Source organism: Amycolatopsis albidoflavus (genome assembly GCF_039525725.1).
GTDB lineage: Bacteria > Actinomycetota > Actinomycetes > Mycobacteriales > Pseudonocardiaceae > Amycolatopsis > Amycolatopsis albidoflava.
Genome location: NZ_BAAAHV010000017.1, coordinates 304,479 through 322,386, shown reverse-complemented (window position 1 = coordinate 322,386; position 17,908 = coordinate 304,479). Strand labels below are relative to the sequence as shown.

General features: G+C 65.2%; 13 protein-coding genes. 9 read left to right on the top strand and 4 right to left on the bottom strand.

Translation table 11 applies throughout. The features are described 5' to 3' along the window. Positions 1 to 258: 258 nt before the first annotated feature. Both ABD156_RS28980 and ABD156_RS28975 read right to left on the bottom strand, forming a co-directional pair. Positions 259 to 1,605, bottom strand: a complete 1,347-nt coding sequence (locus tag ABD156_RS28980; RefSeq protein WP_344280602.1) for an NsdA family TPR-like regulatory protein — start codon at positions 1,603 to 1,605, stop codon at positions 259 to 261. Between the two features lie 27 nt (positions 1,606 to 1,632). After that, a complete protein-coding gene (locus ABD156_RS28975; RefSeq protein WP_344280599.1) occupies positions 1,633 to 2,088 on the bottom strand; it encodes a hypothetical protein in 456 nt (151 codons plus the stop codon). A 150-nt stretch (positions 2,089 to 2,238) separates the two neighbouring features. Here ABD156_RS28975 and ABD156_RS28970 point away from each other — a divergent pair, with 150 nt between their 5' ends. The 9 genes from ABD156_RS28970 (at position 2,239) to ABD156_RS28930 (ending at position 14,534) form a co-directional block, all read left to right on the top strand. Then, positions 2,239 to 2,808 carry a hypothetical protein gene (locus tag ABD156_RS28970; protein ID WP_344280596.1) on the top strand — a complete coding sequence of 190 codons (570 nt, stop codon included), beginning with the start codon at positions 2,239 to 2,241 and terminating at the stop codon, positions 2,806 to 2,808. Further along, positions 2,805 to 3,896: a DegT/DnrJ/EryC1/StrS family aminotransferase gene (locus ABD156_RS28965; RefSeq protein ID WP_344280593.1), complete on the top strand. Its 1,092-nt coding sequence runs from the start codon at positions 2,805 to 2,807 to the stop codon at positions 3,894 to 3,896. The genes ABD156_RS28970 and ABD156_RS28965 overlap by 4 nt, the downstream gene beginning before the upstream one ends. Further along, positions 3,881 to 4,654, top strand: a complete 774-nt coding sequence (locus ABD156_RS28960; protein WP_344280590.1) for a 7-cyano-7-deazaguanine synthase — start codon at positions 3,881 to 3,883, stop codon at positions 4,652 to 4,654. Before ABD156_RS28965 ends, ABD156_RS28960 begins: the two co-directional genes overlap by 16 nt. Beyond that, positions 4,651 to 5,850, top strand: a complete 1,200-nt coding sequence (locus ABD156_RS28955; RefSeq protein WP_344280587.1) for an inositol monophosphatase family protein — start codon at positions 4,651 to 4,653, stop codon at positions 5,848 to 5,850. The genes ABD156_RS28960 and ABD156_RS28955 overlap by 4 nt, the downstream gene beginning before the upstream one ends. 529 nt (positions 5,851 to 6,379) lie before the next feature. Then, on the top strand, positions 6,380 to 7,666 hold the full coding sequence (fxlM, locus tag ABD156_RS28950; protein ID WP_344280584.1) for a methyltransferase, FxLD system: 1,287 nt from the start codon (positions 6,380 to 6,382) through the stop codon (positions 7,664 to 7,666). Positions 7,667 to 7,680: 14 nt separating this feature from the next. Beyond that, on the top strand, positions 7,681 to 7,884 hold the full coding sequence (locus tag ABD156_RS28945) for an FxLD family lanthipeptide (RefSeq protein ID WP_344280581.1): 204 nt from the start codon (positions 7,681 to 7,683) through the stop codon (positions 7,882 to 7,884). A gap of 124 nt (positions 7,885 to 8,008) precedes the next feature. Continuing rightward, positions 8,009 to 11,062 carry a lantibiotic dehydratase gene (locus ABD156_RS28940; RefSeq protein ID WP_344280578.1) on the top strand — a complete coding sequence of 1,018 codons (3,054 nt, stop codon included), beginning with the start codon at positions 8,009 to 8,011 and terminating at the stop codon, positions 11,060 to 11,062. Further along, positions 11,059 to 12,300 (top strand): lanthionine synthetase C family protein, encoded by a 1,242-nt coding sequence (locus ABD156_RS28935; RefSeq protein WP_344280575.1) that lies wholly within the window; start codon positions 11,059 to 11,061, stop codon positions 12,298 to 12,300. The genes ABD156_RS28940 and ABD156_RS28935 overlap by 4 nt, the downstream gene beginning before the upstream one ends. An 8-nt stretch (positions 12,301 to 12,308) precedes the next feature. After that, positions 12,309 to 14,534, top strand: coding sequence for a thiopeptide-type bacteriocin biosynthesis protein (locus ABD156_RS28930; RefSeq protein ID WP_344280572.1), 2,226 nt, complete (start codon positions 12,309 to 12,311; stop codon positions 14,532 to 14,534). A 456-nt stretch (positions 14,535 to 14,990) separates the two neighbouring features. Here the strand turns inward: ABD156_RS28930 and ABD156_RS28925 are convergent, their stop codons facing one another. Beyond that, positions 14,991 to 16,499: a hypothetical protein gene (locus tag ABD156_RS28925; RefSeq protein WP_344280570.1), complete on the bottom strand. Its 1,509-nt coding sequence runs from the start codon at positions 16,497 to 16,499 to the stop codon at positions 14,991 to 14,993. A gap of 21 nt (positions 16,500 to 16,520) precedes the next feature. Continuing rightward, positions 16,521 to 17,789 (bottom strand): hypothetical protein, encoded by a 1,269-nt coding sequence (locus ABD156_RS28920; RefSeq protein ID WP_344280568.1) that lies wholly within the window; start codon positions 17,787 to 17,789, stop codon positions 16,521 to 16,523. Between the last annotated feature and the right edge of the window lie 119 nt (positions 17,790 to 17,908).

Below are 17,908 nucleotides of genomic sequence, written 5' to 3'. Positions count from 1 at the left end.
TCCCTGCCTGCATGACGGTCACCGTCATGGTGCCCGATGTAGGTGTCCCGATGCTCTGGAGGCCGGTCCGCGGACGCCCAGCGGACGGGTCGTGGACGGTACCTCGTCACGATCTTGGCGGGTTGACTATGCGTCTCGGTTCATGCACGCATCGTTATAGAAGGTGTTCACATGTCGGACGCGCAGTGCGCTCGGCCTCGGGCGGTCGCCACGGCCGTCGATCGTGCATACCGAGCACATCGACTGCGTTGGTGCTGTTCAGCGCCCAATCAGGGTGTCGTGAATGTGGTCATCGAGCTCAGCCAAGAAATCCTCGGTTCGCCACGGGCGGAGATCGCGCCGAGCCAGCCGAATCCGCTGTGCGGCGACTCGGCCGCCCGTGGCCGCGGTGATGTCGACGGCCTCGTGCAGGAGATTGACGCAGGCGGCCGGATCGCCGAGACGCAAACGTGCGAGAGCCAGATCGGTGCTGACGATGCCGCGTTGGACAGCGTCTCGCGACAACCGCAAAGCGGAAACCGACTTGTCGAGGCTGTCGTGTGCGTGGCCCGCGTCGCCCGCGTGGAGAGCGCACAGGCCATCGAACCCGTTCAACCGGTCAGCGTTAAACCCACCGTGCGGATCATCGACGGTCAGCTGCTCGACGGTCTTCCACGCTCGATCCAGGGCAGCAGCCGCCTCGTCGGCTTGACCAGCCCGAGCGCAAATTTCAGCGTGCACGGCGTGTGCGCGAGCTCGAATCGCGTAGCTGGAGCCGCGGTGAGCGTCGACGGTTGCGGCGCGGGCGATCGTCCGCGCCACCTTCAGGTCGTCGGTCGCGTGCAACGTCACCATCGTGTGGCTCGTCTGGACGGCGGCTCGATGGCTTCGGTCCGCGAGATTCCCGGCAGCCTTGGTTGCATCGGCGTACAGGGCCATCGCCGCCTCGTCGTCACGAGTCTCGAAGGCCAATCGGCCGGCGAGCGAGTACGCGGTCGTGGCGAGCAGGATCAGCTCCTGCCGCGGACCGACCTGGTCAAGCTCCAGGAGCCGTCGGCAGGACTGGACGATGGGCGCGAGCTGGAGCTGGAGACGGACGAATGGGGTCGTACCGACCAGCCCGTTGATCGCCATGACCGCCTCGTGCAACCGGCTGACGACCTCATGGTCGAGCTTCGAGGGGTCACGTTGAATCGCGGCGATGGTCGACCGGGTACCAGGAGCCAGCAGCATGAGCAGGTCGCCGCTGTCGCCCCGTCCGCCGTGGCCAATCAGCTCGACGAGCTGTCGTACCCGCTGAGGCGGCGTTCCGAAATGACGAAGCGCCTCCAGCAAGGTGTCGAAATCGGATCCGGGACCAATCGCCAGGTCGCCGGCTGGGGTTCGCGCGTAGACCTGCGCCAGAAGGAACTGGTAGCGGTCGCCGGGGCTGGTTCGGTCGGCGATGCTTTCCCACCGGGCGACGGTGCGTTGGATGCTGGCGACCTGCCTGTTCATCAGGGAGGCAACCGCGAGCTGACGCGCGGTATCTCGAAGTGCTCTAGCCAGATCAGCCCAGGACCAGCCGCGCCCCTCGCGCAGCTGGCGCAGCAGGAGCGCCCCGGACGCCCGGTCGGTCGTGGTCACGATGTTCAGTACACCATCCGGACGAGGTCACACGGGTACGACGAGTCGCGGTTTGCCCTGCTCGGCTGCGTAGTTCACGGTGTACCAGGTGCCGCTGGCCGGCGCGGTGCCTCGCGGGAAGCCGATCACGAAGCCGCTGCGATCGACCATCCACCGGTTGCGAGCGTGGTAGGCCGCAGTACCCAACCGGGCAGCACCCAACTCCACGACCTCGACGAGTCGGCCTGCGTCCTGCCATCGCCGGATGGACGCCGCCGCCGCTGCCGGTTGGTCGACAACCGTGCACGGCACCACGACGGTCAACGCCGCTTGACTGCGGTCAGCCAGCCAGTCCAGTGCGGTCGTGTCGATGCCGGCGGCACCTCCGAGGTAGAAGTGAGCGTCCGGGGCAGCGAACGGCCGGAGGTAGCTGTCGAACAAGCCGGGAAGCTCAGACTCGATGGGGATCGAGCGGGTACCGGTGATCGTCACATGTCGAGCCACGCTCGCGTGCTCCTCCGCGAATGTCATCGAATGTCATCTGCCCCCGTCGTGCCTGGTCACGATCTCATGAACGCACCGGCCGCGGCGAGGGCCGCCCCCCGACCTCGCCGTGGCCGGTTGCCCATTCCAACGACTACCACGGTGATCACGATGAGCTTGCTGACCACGATGAACCGCCTGACGATCAGGAACGGCTGGTCCAACGCGGTTGACGAGATGCTCCACAAGTTGGTCGACGACGGCTTCGCCTTCCACCTGTGCGGCGAACGACTGGATCCGGTGGCCCTGGTCGCTTCCTATCACTGGAGGAGCCACGTCGACTTGCTCACCATCACGGAGTCTGACCGCGTGACCGCAGCGCGAGCCCTTCGGGAGCCGGACTTCGACGTCTTCAACCCTGGCAGGGTTGTCTGGGCCTTCGGCAACGAAGCTGATCCGACCCTTCGGGCTTTCCTGGACTTGAAACACCCTGACCACCCCGACCACCCGACCGCAACGACGGAGCCACCGCAGCTCATGACCATCCCAGCTCGCCTTCAACGTCCGATGACGTTCAAGTCCCCGGAGTCGTGGAAGGCCGGTAACCGTGAACGTCGGCTGGCGACCGCACTCGCGAGCGAACTCATTGCCATGGACGCCGCAGGGCTGCTGCACGGCGAGGGAGATCGCCAAGGTTCTCACGAACCCGCCGAGCACTCCGCATCTGGATCTGCCGCGTGACCATCACCTTGCCCGACGCGTTGACGTCCGTATCAGAACGAATGCCGGATCCTTGGGCTACCGGCCAGGTCGATCTGTATGAGAGGGAGCTGTCTGAACACTTCGGCACCGCCGAAGCGATCGCCGTAGCAAGCGGCACCGCCGCCTTGCACTGTGCCCTGATCGCACTTGGCGTGGGGAAGGATGACGAGGTACTCGTCTCGGCCGCCGCATCGCCAAGTTCGGTCGCTCCGATCCTCTACTTGGGAGCCGCGCCGGTCTTCGTTGACAGCGGGATCGGTGGAATTAGCCTCGACCTTCAGGACGTTGCATCCAAGATCACCGAGCGAACCCGCGCGATCATCGCCGTGCACCTCTGGGGCCGCACGGGCGACGTTGTCAGGCTCGTCGAGTTCGCGGGATCTCACGGACTCAAGGTTGTAGAGGACGCGCGTGACGCGGTCGGCACCCGTTTCGACGACCAGTACGCGGGAACCTTCGGCGAACTGGGCTGTATGTCCACAAGCGATAGACAGATCCTCTGGTCCGGCCAAGGTGGCTTTGTCCTTACTGATGACGAAATCCTGGCAGACCGCTGCCGTGCAGCCCGCAGTCACTGGCAAACTCCGCCGCCTGGTCATCAGCAAAACGCCGAACTGGGTCACAACTATGCGCTCGCTGAACCCCTTGCTGCGATCGCCCGCTTCAACCTGGTCAGACTCGACAAGCTGCTGAGCGACCGTGCCCAGCAGACAAGGCTGCTGGCCGAGTTGTTGGTTGGTACGCCACGCATACGGCCAACCGAGAGCGTGCGCTTCGAGGATCCGAACCACCAGTACCCGCTGTTCCGACTTGAACTACCGCGGCCTCGGGAGTTCAGTGCACGCCTTGCAGCGTTGGGTGTGCTCAATTGTGTCGGCAGCTTCCTGACGGTCGCGGCCGACAAGGTGCCACTGTTCGGACGTTATGCCGATGACGGGTGCCTGCGAGCGCGAAACTACGTCGACTCAACCCTCGCCATCATCCTCACGCAGCGGGACACGGACGACCGAATCCGTCAGATCGCCTCGGTCATCGACAGGGAGGCGCAGACGTGGGCACCGGAATGAGCAGCAACAGGACAACAACGGGAACGGCATCCCCAGGGGAGATTCTCCTCTGCGGCGGCGGCATCGACAGCTTTGTCGCGTGGCACTACCTCGGCAGGCCGCAGGCGCTTTACTTTGACCTCGGCGATCGGAACCGCGACCAGGAGTACCGGGCCCTCGACACCCTCGCGCGTCGACATGGCATCAGGTTGGCTGTGAGCCGCGAGCTCGACTTGGGGTCGTGGGAGTTGCAGGACGGTGTGATCCCCTTGCGACAACTGCATCTCGTTGCGCTTGCGTGTCATCGCGCGGACACTGTCTGGTGTGTCGCGGTCAAGCGGAATCGCGGCGCCGACAAGAGCTCCGTGACGTTTGAGCGCCTATCTGAGCTCATCTCCCAGGCAGTCGGACGTCAGGTTCGAGTCGACAGCCCGTTTCGGGACATGACCAAGACCGAGGTGGTGCGCTGGTATGTCGACCAGTCGCTGCCGGTCGATGATCTCATCTGTACGCACTCCTGCATGAAGCCCAAAAACACATTGCTCCACTGTGGACGTTGTGTGGGTTGCGTTCGCCGCTGGGTCGCGCTTGCCAACAACGGCATCGAAGCACCGTTCGCCGAAGACCCCTGGCGGTGGGAACAAGTTCAGGAGGATGACGGCCGCCACGACGACCAGCTTGGGAGCGTATACGGACTCTGCATTGAAGAGCTCCAGCAGGCACGGAGTTCTGTCGGAATCCGAGCCTCGTCACCAGAAGGGCGCTTAAGATCTCGATGAGCACTCTGGACACTGCACGCCTACTCGTCGTTGCGCACGACGCCATGGACAAGGCAGTCAATCTCCTCATGCGCCGCCAGGCCGGCGAAGTTCAGGCCAAGGGCGATCGTGACCTGGTGACCGAGGTTGAGGTGGCTATTGAACATCTCGTACGAGACCACCTCGCGCAGCGCGTACCAGATGTCGGCTTCCTTGGCGAGGAGACCGGCGCGACCGGAGACCCGGGCGTCTACTGGGTGCTCGATCCTGTTGACGGGACCGCCAATTTCGTCCACGGAGTTCCGCTTTGCGCAGTGGCGCTGGGGCTCGTTCACCACGGCCAACCTGTTCTCGGTGTCATCGACACCCCGTTCCTTGGCCACCGTTACTGGGCGACAAAAGGAGGCGGGGCATTCCGAGACGGCGATCCCATAACTGTCTCACGGTCGACAGCCCTTGAGGATTCGATGATCGCGCTCAGCGACTACGGATCAGGAGAGGGTGGCACCGCCCGGACGCGAGCCTCAGCCAAGCTGGACCGAGCACTTTCCCAACGAGCGCAACGAGTTCGACGCATTGGGTCATCGGCGGTTGAGTTGGCCTGGGTTGCTGAGGGCGCGATCGATGCCAGCCTCACGCTGGGCAACCGCAGTTGGGATACTGCGGCAGGAACGATCATCGCCCTGGAGGCCGGCGCGCTCGTTGTCGACGCGGACGGCAGTCAGCACAGCACGAGTTCTCGTTGCGCCATCGCGATCACACCCGGCTTGCGCGATGATCTACTGCCACTCCTGCGCATCGTCCGCGGAACACGCTACTGGCCGATCCCTACGACCAACGGCGCTACGCTTTCCGTTGCTGAGCCTGCACGGGAACGCGTTGCCGACGCTACGGCGTTCCTCGCCACAGTCGGCGTCGGCATCGGTGACGACGACACCGCAGACACGATCGCGGAAAGGGAGTTCCCGTCGTCCCGCGATGCTCGATCGTGGCTAGAACAAGAACTCCCGGCTGCGGAGTTCCCACCATGGGTGGCTAGACGCTCACGGGGAACAGCGGGTGCTTACCTGTTTGGCGCCGTGCAGCGCGGACATTACGTGCGGACGGTCGGAGGCCGGATCGCTTGGCAGGCGGGGGAAAGCTCGACAGATGACGCGGAGGCGTACCTGGTTGATGGGCAGGTGCAATGGCGCGGTGCTCCGGACGCGGTGGTGTGACAGGTGGGGCGTGTCCGCGAGGTTCTCGCTGTGATCGTTGCGGCAGACAGTCCGCTCGGTCGAGCGGGCCGAGCAGTCGACGACCTGGCGGCGCATCTGCCGTCGCCGGATCAGCCGCGGGCGTGCCCTTTGTGCTCGGCTCAGTCCTGGCCCTGCGCTGGGTTCGATGACGCCGCCCACCGTGCGCTGGCAGCCGGCTTGCGGCTTGGCGATCTAGTGCCGCTCGACTTGCACGACCGTCTGTGGCCGCGAAAGAGGCCGCAAACATCTCCGCTGTTGCCCCAGGACGACGGCAGTTGGTTCGACCAGGAGGAGCAGGATCGATGACAACGTCGGCCCCAGTACGCGGCCGTGCGTGGTGGCGAGGCCGACAGAGGCAGAAGGAGTGTGACGGTCGGTAACAAAGGACGACAGGTGATTGCGCACCGTGATCAAACCGATACAGTACAACGCTCTGACCAGCGCTGTCAGAGAAGAAGTTTCACCTTCCAACCGCAACGAGTGACGACGAGGAAGACCTGTGAACGACATGGCTGTACCCGAAGAAGCGAACAGCGGCGCGGCCGGCTCGGACCGTGCCGCCGAGCTGCGCAAGCAGATGGTCGACACCCTCATCGTCGAGGGCACCATCCTGTCGGCTCAGGTCGAGGCGGCGATGCGCAAGGTGCCCCGTGAGCTGTTCGCTCCCGGTGTCGAGCTGGACGAGGTCTACCAGCTCTACAACGGCGTGGTCACCAAGCGCGACGAGGAGGGGACCTCGGTCAGTTCGGTGTCCGCGCCGCAGGTGCAGGCGCACATGCTGGAGCAGGCCGAGATCACCGAAGGCATGAACGTGCTGGAAATCGGCTCCGGCGGATACAACGCTGCGCTGATCAAGGAGCTCGTCGGCCCTTCCGGACGGGTGACCACGGTCGACATCGACGCCGACATCACCGAACGGGCCAGCCGCTTCCTCGGGGAAGCAGGCTACTCAGGCGTCAATGTCGTGCGGGCCGACGCCGAGTTCGGCGTTCCTGAGCACGGTCCGTACGACCGGATCCTCGTCACCGTCGGCGCGTGGGACGTCCCCCCGGCCTGGGTGGAGCAACTTGCTGAGGCCGGACGTCTCATCGTGCCGCTGCAGATCAGGGGCCTCTCGCGGACGATCGCCTTCGAGAAGGCGGACGGGTGCTTGGTCAGCCGGTCGGCCCGGCTGTTCGGGTTCGTGCAGATGCAGGGCGCCGGAGCGCACCAGGGCAAGCTCCTCGTGATGCGCGACGGCGAAGTCACTCTGCGCATGGACGACGAGGTTCCTGTCGACCCGACCGCGCTGGCAGGCGTGTTCGCCATGCCGCGGGTAGAGGTCTGGAGCGGAGCGACCATCGGGCGGTTCGAGCCGTGGGCCGACACGCAGATGTGGCTCGCGACGGCGCTGTCCGGCTTCTGCCGAGTGGTGGTGGACAAGAAGCTGAGCACCGGCCTGATTTCCCCGCCAGGAAGTCACTCCGCCGCGATGGCCGTGGTCGCTGGCGGAAACCTGGCTTATGTCACGACTCGCAGCACCTCCAACGAGGACGACGTGGAGTTCGGCGCCCACGCCTTCGGTCCGGACGCGGAGAAGCTCGCCGAGGAAGTAGCAGAACAGCTTCGGATCTGGGAGCGAGAGCACCGCGGCGGACCCGGCCCGCAGTTCCGTGTCTACCCGATCGACACGGCGGACGACCAGATTCCCGACGGACGCGTCGTCGACAAGAAGCACAGCCGGATCACGATCTCCTGGCCAAATGCGGCGAACGCCGCGGCCGGTCAGGTGTCCCTGCACCAACACACCAAGTAAGGAGAGTGACCCACATGTTGGAGGTCCTGTCTTCGGGCGGCGCCACGGCATTGGCAGAGCGACCTGCCGCCGCGGGTGAGGACGAGTTCGCGCTCGACGTCCGGGTGGTCGTGGCCTATGGCCCGGTCATGGGGGACTGCCCGACGGACGATGGGTGCGGCAACACCTGCGCCGGCAGCGACAGTTCCTGCAACTCGTTCGCAGACGATCCGTCCTGATTCATCGGGTGCTGCTGGTGCGCCGCGGCGCACCAGCAGCACCCGTCAGCTAATCCGCCCGCCGCAGAGTCCCAGGAGTCCAAACGTGACACCCAGGTCATCGACGACGTACGTGCATACCGGCATGGCTGTGCTCCGCGCCAGCACCGAGTCGGGCGGGTTGGACCTATCCGAGGCGCCGGAGCTGTTCGACGAGGACCCCGTCCAGAACGGCGTGGCGTGGCTGTCGAGGCAGTGGCAGAGCAGCGACCTTCGCGAAGCCATCGCATACGCGAGTCCTGCGCTGCACCATCAGCTCGACGAGATGCTCGCTACCGGGAGCCATGACGCCCGAACGGTTCGTCGAGTCGTCACCGCTTTGGCGTCCTACCTCCTTCGGTGGCAGCAGCGCCCAACCCCCTTTGGACTGTTTGCCGGCATCGGCTTGGCGCGGGTAGGGACCACGGCAAAAGTACGTTGGGGTCTCGACCACCCCGTCGCCGTCCGTGCGGATGCGGCATGGCTCGGCGACGTTCTCGTACGCCTGCACCAGTGCTCGCCCCTACTGGAGCGGCTGTCCGTGGTCGTCAACGACGCCGCCCACGTCCGCGGCGATCGACTCGTGGCGCCGGGGCCAGCTCCAGACGGAGCTGGCCAGGAGTTGGCGCCAGTCGAGGTTTCCGTAAAGTACAGCCGACCGGTCCGTGCAGCCGTCGAAGCAGCCCGAACACCCGTGCGGTTCAGCGTCCTCCGCGACCTGCTCATGGCTCAGTTTTCGACGGCGACTGCACAGCAGATCGACGGAATGCTGACGGGCCTGCTCGATCAGAGGATTTTGATCAGCGGCTTGAGCGCGCCGATGACCTGTTCAGACGCCCTCGGCCACGTCTGCCAAGAACTAGAGGCAGTCGAAGCCGAGACGATCCCTGAGGTCGCGAGCACGACGCGGGAGCTCGCGGCGATTCACCGTCAGCTTTCGGCGGGTGGTCGCAGTGTTGTCAGCGATGGGGCCCTGACCAGACGGATGCAGGCATTGAGCGCTGTCGCGGATCTGCCGGTGATCGTAGACACGATCCTGGATTGCGACATCGAGATTCCCGAGCAGGTCATTCACGAGGCGCGCGACGCAGTCCATATCCTGCATCGCCTTTCCCCGTATCCGTTGGGGTATCCCGCGTGGCGCGACTATCACTCCCGCTTCCGTGCCCGCTATGGAATCGGTGCGCTCGTGCCCGTCCTGGACCTGGTCGCCGACAGCGGACTCGGTCTGCCCGCCGACTACCTGGGGTCGTCACGCGGACGCGCACCAAGCCAGTTGACCGAACGCGACGAAAAGCTGCTGGCGATGATCCAGCGAGCAACGCTGAACGGCAGCGACGAGATCGTCCTGACTGATCACGTAATCGAGGACCTCGCGGCAAGCGATCCGGCCGACCTGCACCTGCCGACTCGTACCGAAATGGCCGTCGAGATCCGTGCCCACTCCGCGGAAGCCCTGTCCCGCGGCCGGTTCACGCTGGCGGTGACTGGAACACCCAGGCCGGGCAGCAGTATGGCCGGCCGCCATGCGCACCTGCTGCCTGCAGAAGCCCGTGACGCCATCGCCGCCTCCTTCACCGCCGCTGGGCCTCACGCGATCGCCGCCCAGCTGTCATTCACACCACGCAAGCGACGAAACGAGAACTTAGTCCGCTCCGAACAGCTGGTGCCGCACGTGATTCCCATTGCCGAACACCGCGAATCTGGCGAGCACCTGATCACGATGGCAGACCTTGCGGTCACCGCAGACGACCGCCGCTTCTACCTCGTCCAGATATCCACCGGTCGAGAGGTCGAGCCGCGCGTGGCACATGCTCTGGAAGCCAGCATCCAGACTCCGCCGCTGGCCCGGTTCCTCGCCGACATCACGACCGCACGGGCTTCGGTCTACAAGGCGTTTCACTTCGGGGCCGCAGCCAGGCTCCCGTACCTTCCCCGAGTTCGTTACCGGCGAACGATCCTGTCTCCGGCGCGCTGGCTGCTCGCTGCCAGTGACTTGCCGGGGCGCGGTGCCACGTTCGCCGAGTGGGAGGCCGGGCTGGACGCCTGGCGGCAACAGTGGCGTGTCCCCGACTGGGTTGCAATGGTCGAACTTGACCGCCGGCAGCCGGTGGACCTAAGTCACCGGGTGCACCGACTTCTGTTACGGACTCGTCTGGACCGCGGTGACCGGCTCGAACTGCGCGAAGCATCTGATCCGCAAGACAACGCCTGGCTGGGCCGGCGCCACGAGGTTCTGATCCCATTGTTTCTCGGCCCGTCGTCCGCGGCCCGCAAGCACGCACTGGTCACCGGTCCGCGACAGGTCGTCGCGGGCGATGCCGGCCATCTGCCGAGCGTCTCACGCATCCTGTGTGCACAGCTCTACGGACACCCAGGGCGATTCGACGAGGTACTCACCGAGCGACTTGCCAGGCTGGTCGAAGCCTTTGGTGACGAAGACCGACCCAGCTGGTGGTTCCGCCGCCATCGCCAGATGAGCCAACCCGACGCGTACCAGTACCTCGTGCTGTATCTGCGTCTGCCCGGCCCGTCCACTTACGGCCCGGCTGCCGAACGCCTTTCTGAGTGGGTGAACGCCCTGCGCGTCGAGCACCTGCTGTCGCAGTTAGCCCTGTCCACCTACGAGCCGCAGGCTGGGCGATTCGGTTCAGGAACGGCATTGGATCGCGCGTACGACGTCTTCTCCGCGGACTCCGCAGCTGCTCTCGCCCAGATCAACTTGGCTGTCCGGGCTGGTGCTCACGCCCAAGCAGTAGCGGCTGCCAGCTTCGTCGACCTCGCGGTGAACTTCGCCGGCTCCGCGCAGGCCGGAGCTGACTGGTTGATTCGCCAGCTTCGTCGGGAGCACGGGCCGCTGGATTCTGCGCTCCGCAGGCGATCCCTGGCACTTGCTGACCCAGATGGCGCATTGACGACGTTGCGATCCCTGCCCGGTGGTGACGACGTCATGGCCGCATGGCAGCGCCGCGCTGTCGCGCTGGGTGCGTATCGAGAAGCTCTTGCGGAGCAACGCGATCCGTTGGCGGTTCTGCCGTCGCTGCTTCATCTGCACCACAACCGCTCGGTCGGCGTCGATCCGGCGCTTGAGCGCGTCACAGGCCGGCTCGCGCGGGCATGCGCGCTGCGGCACAACGCTCGTCGCGCGGAGAACCAGTGACGACGGTGACGATCACACCGGCCGAGATCGCCGAGATTGCCCAGCGACGCGCAGCTGATGTGGATCTTCCCGAGCCTCCGCCCGACGACGAACCTTGGGTCGCGCAATCACTCACCAAGGGGACAGCCGGGATCGCCCTACTTCACATCGAACGCGCACTGGCCGGGCGCGGTACATGGCGACATGCTCATCGCTGGATCATGGCAGCGGTCGCCGGGCAAGTCAGCGCAACCGACACCTCGGGCCTCTACCTGGGCGCCCCTGCTGTCACGTTCATGTTGGACAATGCCGCGTCCGGTACCAAGGACCGCTACCAAGACGCACTCGCCGATGTCGACAGGCACGTCGTCGCGCTCGCGCACCGACGCGTCGAATCCGCAATGGCCCGCCTTCAGGCCGGCAGACTCCCGGACTTCCGCGAGTACGACGTGTTCTTCGGGCTGAGCGGTATCGGCGCGCTGCTCCTGCGTCGCGCACCTGGCAGCACCGCCATGGAGCGAGTTCTTGGCTACCTCGTCGCTCTGGCCAAACCTCGGCTGATCAACGGTGACGTGCTGCCTGGTTGGTGGGTTGGCCACGATCCCCACCGCCGTGACTCTGCTCCTTTCCAGCACGGGCACAGCAACTTTGGCATGGCGCACGGAATCGCCGGGCCTCTTGCCCTGCTCAGCCAGGCGATCCGGCGAGGGAGCTCCGTAGACGGTCAGCACGCGGCGATCGCCGCGATCTGCGAATGGCTCGACGCCTGGCAGCAGGAGGGCGACGCCGGCCCTTGGTGGCCGGAATGGATTACCCTCGCAGAGCTGCGCACCGGCCATCCCAACCAGTCAGGCCCCGCACGTCCCAGTTGGTGTTACGGCACACCCGGCATCGCCCGGGCCGGCCAGCTGGCTGGCATCGCCGTCGGCGATGCTCAACGGCAACTGATGTACGAACAGGCACTGACTCGCTGCCTCGACGACCCTGTCCAACAAGGACACATCACGGACGGCAGCGTGTGCCACGGCTGGGCTGGCCTGTACCAAACCGTCTGGCGATCCGCACAAGACTCCCAGACCGCTGGGCTCGCCGAACACCTTCCAGGGCTGGCCTCGCGGTTAGGCCACCAAGCCAATCAGAAGCCGGCTACGAACCGCGGATTCCTCGAAGGCACAGCGGGAACCGCTCTTGCCCTGCACACCGCCGCGCGCAACAGCGCGCCGATCTCCGGATGGGACGCATGTCTACTCATCGACTAGCGCCACGAGTGGCGGAACGAGGCGAGGACGCGCCGCAGCCGTCGGACTCTTCGTGCGCGGAGCGCGCCATTCTCCAGGTCCTGGGCGGAACTTCACTGAACGAGGCAGCCGCAGCCGAGCAAGTCGGACAGGCAGACCTTGCCGAGGCCGTCGAGGTCTACAGGCACGCCGGGCGCGAGGCGCTCGAACGACAGCAAGTGTCGGGTTGGTGGCAGATCTACATCCAGTTCGCCGACTGGAGCACCTCCGAACAGGTCGCGGCCGACACGATCGTTCCGCTACTGAACCAGTCCGAAGAGAACGGTCTCGTCAGCAACTGGTGGTTCATGAGGAAATACCCTTGCTGGCGACTACGGCTGCATCCCGGCACAGCTGGACAAGTCATGCGAGATCACCTGGCAGCCGCACTCGACCAAGTCGCCAGCGATGGGCGAATCTCTCGGTGGTGGCCCGGAATCTACGAAGCGGAGACCGCAGCATTCGGCGGCGAGGAAGGCATGGCGACCGCACACGGACTATTCTGCGAGGACAGCCGCGCCATCATGCGCCTCGTCCGCGATGGTGATGTCGGCCTGGGACGACGCGAACTGTCACTGTTGCTGTGCAACACGTTGATGCGCGCCGCTGGCTTGGAATGGTACGAGCAGGGTGACACCTGGGACCGGGTTGCTCACGAACGCCCACTCCCCGAAGGCGTCCCGGTCGCCAAGGTGACCACCATGGCGAGCGATCTCAAGCAATTGATGGTGGCCGACACGACCCCGGATGGCCCCTTGCTGGGCGCTGATGGCCCCCTGGCCTCCGCAACGCCGTGGGCCAACGCCTTCCGACAGGCGGGCCGGGAACTGGGTGAAGCAGCCCGCACAGGCACGCTGAGCCGCGGTCTACGCGACGTCCTGAGCTACGCCGTGATCTTCCATTGGAACCGCCTCGGGCTGCCCGCGCGGACACAGAGCATCCTTGCATGGGCGGCACGCACTGCAATCCTGGACCTACCTGCGCGTACGGTTCCGAGTCAGGCAACGGATCGGCAGTCCGCTGAAACAGCAAAGCCGGCGACTTCCACGAGCGGAACTACCAACGATGCAGAGGAACGGATCCTGGCGCGGTTCCCATTGGTACCTCAGCGCCGTTTTCGTTGCCCTGACTTGGAAACGAACGCGCGTAACGTGCGGGAGTGCGCAGCCTCCTGTCGTGAGCCAGTCACCGCGGAGGAGCGTATCAACCGGGCCTGCACGGTGTGGAACCTCTCCGCGCTGATCGCCGCTGACTGCGGCTTGCCCGGCCTCGCGGTTGACCTCTGCCGCCAGCAGTTCCAGATTTTCCGCGCTGCGTCGCCCATCTCTGGTGTCGCGATGATCCCCGCGCTTCAGCCCATCGTCAATCTTGCTCGACTGACCCGCCGGGCTGGCGATCCTGCAGGCGCTTATCGCGAGCTCGAAGCAATCCGCGACGCTGTGCACAATGGTGGTTATGTTGTTGTCCATGGCGAGGAAATCGACTTCAACGGACTGATTGCGGACAGTTTGTCCACTGTAGACCCTTGGCTTCGTGACGTCATGCGCGATGAGGGAACCCGTGCACTCACGGCCGCTGGTCAGTGGGTCGATGCTGCAGTACACGCCGAGAAGTACGACGACGCGAGCACCCATCTTCGCGAGGCTCGGCAGGCACGCATCGTCGCCTGTGCCCTCAGTGGGCAGATCGACCATTCCCTCGATTTGATCGACACCTCGGCCGCGACCGAGTCCTGGGGGCACGCGGTCGCAACCGCATCCTGGGAGCACGCGGTCGCGGTCTTGCTTCGCGGCTATGCGCTCCACAGAGACCAGCGCCTTGATGCTGCTGAGGTTATCGACCTAATCACCACAGTCCGGCGTGCGCGCGAGGCCACGGACCGTCCCACAGCACTGTTCTGGACTCGGCTCGGGCTTGCTGCCGTAGACCTTGCCCTTGCAGCAGGATGCCAAGCACGCATTCTCTGCACCGAGCTCGTCGAGGATGCTGAGCGATCAGGTGATGCCTTCGTTGCACGGGAGGTACTGGCGCACAGCGAATGTCGCGCTTGGGCGATACCCGAGCAGATCGCAGCGTTGAGCGCGCTCGTTGAGCAGGCCGGCCTCGGCGCCGGACGGATCCCGGAGGCAATACTGAACGACCTCCTGGGGTCCGTCGAGACCGCCGGATCTGTCTTGGTCGACACGCTGAGCGCCATGGCCAGCGGCCAAGGTTGACCTCAAAGAAGCCTTCGTCTCTTGGCAGACAGAACTCCACGAACCGCGTTGATGACCTCGACCGAGGACTTGTTGTGCCACAGGTGATTTCCGAGCCCAGTTGTCTCATCGAAGGGTCCGAACCGGCACCCCATGCACACTGCGTCGGTCGAGGCGCCGTCATCAGTGCGTTGCCATTTCCGCGATTGCCTTTCAGCCCGCTACGCACCGGCGGTGTCTCGGCCGATCACCGGTCACCGCCCCCTGTCGCCGAACACGGGCCACCGACCGAATACCTACCGTGCGTGGGGCAGCTTGGCGTACCCGGCGATGGCGTGGCGGCTACCATCGTGAGCGTCGAAGACGAGCGCGCCTCAGCAGCCGCAGCCGCCCGCGCACAGCCCGATCCCACCCTCGATTTCCTCGCCCGTGTGCTACGGGGTCTACGAAAACTCTGATGTGACGTGGACGGGGGGACTAGCCGTAGAGCCGTTCGATGATCCAGCCGGACAGGGCCCATGCCGGATTGGACGATGCGGAAATGCTCACGCTCATCGGATAGGCACCTGGCATATCAAACGAGTCTTTGCCATCCCATACCCGAGCGCCGACGTCGTACCAACAGCTGAGCTCAGCTTCGTGCTCGTCGATCTCCACGTGCAGCACCCACTCGCCAGCATCGATCGCCCTGTACTCAACATGAACCTTACGACCATTGATCTCTTCGTCGAACGATTCCGACATGGCCAACTTCTCAGACATCTCCAGACCGGGCACCAAATCCCCGATCTCCTCTAGCACCGCGAAGTACGCATCGTTCTCATCATCGTAGGCATCGTGGTGTCCGAACGCGGCCACTTCCCCTTCGGGTCGCACGGCGACGACCACCCCAGCTTCCAAGTCGAACACCATGTTTGCGCGCAGGAGTACATCCGGCACCGTTGTTACGGTGGTCACGTAGCGGTCATCGGCGTCGTAACGACTGACGGCAGCTTCCGCGTCAGCCAGGAGCATCACGGTCGCCTGCACCGTGTGCGGCGACTTTTGCTCGAACTGGCCGTACATACCACGTTTGCTGACGTCGGGTTCGCCATCTCCGCCATCTGCGCCCTGAGGTTGCCCCCTGTCAGTCACCTCCACGGTCACCGAGACGATGCCGGCGAGTTTGGTCACCCTGCTGATCGTCACGTTGTCAATGCGCGGGCTCTCCTCGGGCGGGTCGATGATCCGTTCGACGACTGATTGAAGGTCGGGGGCCTCGCCGACGTCGAAGACGTTCGCCCCCTGTTCCGCCGGCAGTGTGTCCAGCAGGTACCGCAGCAACACCTGAGTGGCGGCACCAGAGTCGACTGTGACGACGAACAGTGTGGCTAAGAGATCTTTCAGCGGACGCGTGAGCGGCTCCGCGTACCCCCACGCGGCCAAAGCAGCACGCAGGTCCTTGTCCTCACTAACGAACAGGAGCCGAGCGACGTCCCTCTCGGTTCGGTCGAGAACGTCCCGCAGCCAGGCAGAGTCCGATGCGCCAGTCTTGACTCCCTCCTTCCGGCGCCCTGGCGCCAACTGAAGGATTTGGTCACGGAGGCCCTGGCGGGCGTTGTTGGAACTCAACGGTACCAAGGTCACATTGGATAATTCGCCAAGTTTGACCAGGAACGCGTCAGCCACTTCAGCGACGTCCCCATAAGGCGATTCAAACGACGACAGACCAGCCTTTTTCACCCTGCGATGTTCATCGCCGAGTCGGACTCTCATCGCGTCCCAGTCGTCTGCGACGTGCTGAGCCCACTCCCATGCCACAGGTTCGGGAACCCAGGTCTCGATCCCGACCTCTGCCAACCGGCGAGCCAAAAATTCGAGATAGTTCAGATCGGGGCGACCGTAACCGAAGCAGTTCGCATCGAAGACTGCAGCTGTGAGGTAGTCCCGCTCGGCCAAACTGAGACCGAGTTCCGCGCTGATCTTGCGGGATCGCGACCTACCCACGCTGTGCCGTCCTCTGATGAGTCATCGCTGCCAGTCTCCAGCCTTACTCGGTTCGTGCTTCGCGGAGGTCATTGTCGCGGTGGTCAGCGACTCCCACCAGGCGAGCAAGCAGCTGCGGGTTAGGTGGACGAAGGCGTCCAAGGTCAGCGGGAGATCGGCGTTGCGCCAGCCGAGTCCTCCGCCGTGCCAGACCGGTTCGACGTCGTCGACGCCACCCGCGTGCTCGGCGCCCGGCACGAGCGGCGGGATCAGCAGCGGGGCGGGGAATTGCACCCCACCATGTAGGCGTGCACTGCGGTGCGCGTAGATCGTTTCAACCCGACGACGCAGATCGGCCTGGTCATCCCAGTTCAGCCCGGCCCACGTGGGGCTGGCGGGCCGAACGGCCGGAGCCGCGGGAGGGAAAGCTTCGAGCAGGGCGTAGAGCTTCTTCTCCGCCCTGGTCCGGCGACGGTATTGCTCGGCGGCGCGAGCCAACGCCTCCGGTCCTTCCGCGGATACCTTCTCGAAGTTCTTCTTGCCCGTCTCCTTGCGGAGCAGCTCTACGGCGTTGACCTGGTCTCGGTCGTAGCGGTCGGCGGCCAACTCCAGCGCGGTGACGCAGTGTAGCCACGCCAGTTCCGGTTCGTGATCACAGACCCAGAGCGCGTCGGAGAACACCGACGCGGCGCGGACCATCGTGACCGCGTGCAGCGCGCTCACGAGGCGCAGGTTCGCCACGCGCGGCACAACGTCGTCGAGCGGGACCCGCTCCTGCCCGCCCACGGGAACGCGCACGATCGGGCGCCCGCTCCAGGCTCGCGGCGGCAGGGTGGGGACGACGTGCTCGACGAGGTCGGTGCGGCCGGCAAGGTCATCGGGGCGATACCGGCGGATCGTGCCGCCCGAGCGCATCCGCACCCCGAGGAGCAGGCTGAGCACTGCAGCGAACTCCTGGTCAACGTGCATCCCGAGCCAGTAGTCCTGGGCGTTGACGACCCGCGTCGGATAGTCGGGCCGTAGGGGTGCGTCGGACTCGTCGTATTCCCACCAGCGCAGCACAACCCGCGCTGCCGGGACCGCCGGATCGGTGAGCGAGCCGACCGCCACCTGGACGGTTGCCGCGCCGATGTCGAGCCTGTCCTGCGCGGAGGTCAGCACGCTGTCGGTGTAGAGCAGGGCCTCCTTGCCGGCGGTCGCCGTCGCCCCGGACGCCTGCGCGCGCAGAGTGCGCCACAGGTACGGGCCTGGCTCGGCAAGGGCAGGCGCCACGCGGTCGGCCGCTCCATCGACGTCGTGTTCCCCGTCCACCGCGTCTCCTTCTTACCGGCCAGGGCCCAACGCCCGAATCAAGGTCACCCTACCCCCAGAAAATTGCCTTGACCTGCGATTTTGCGTCGCGATCAGCTTCGCGGCGATACACCTGATCA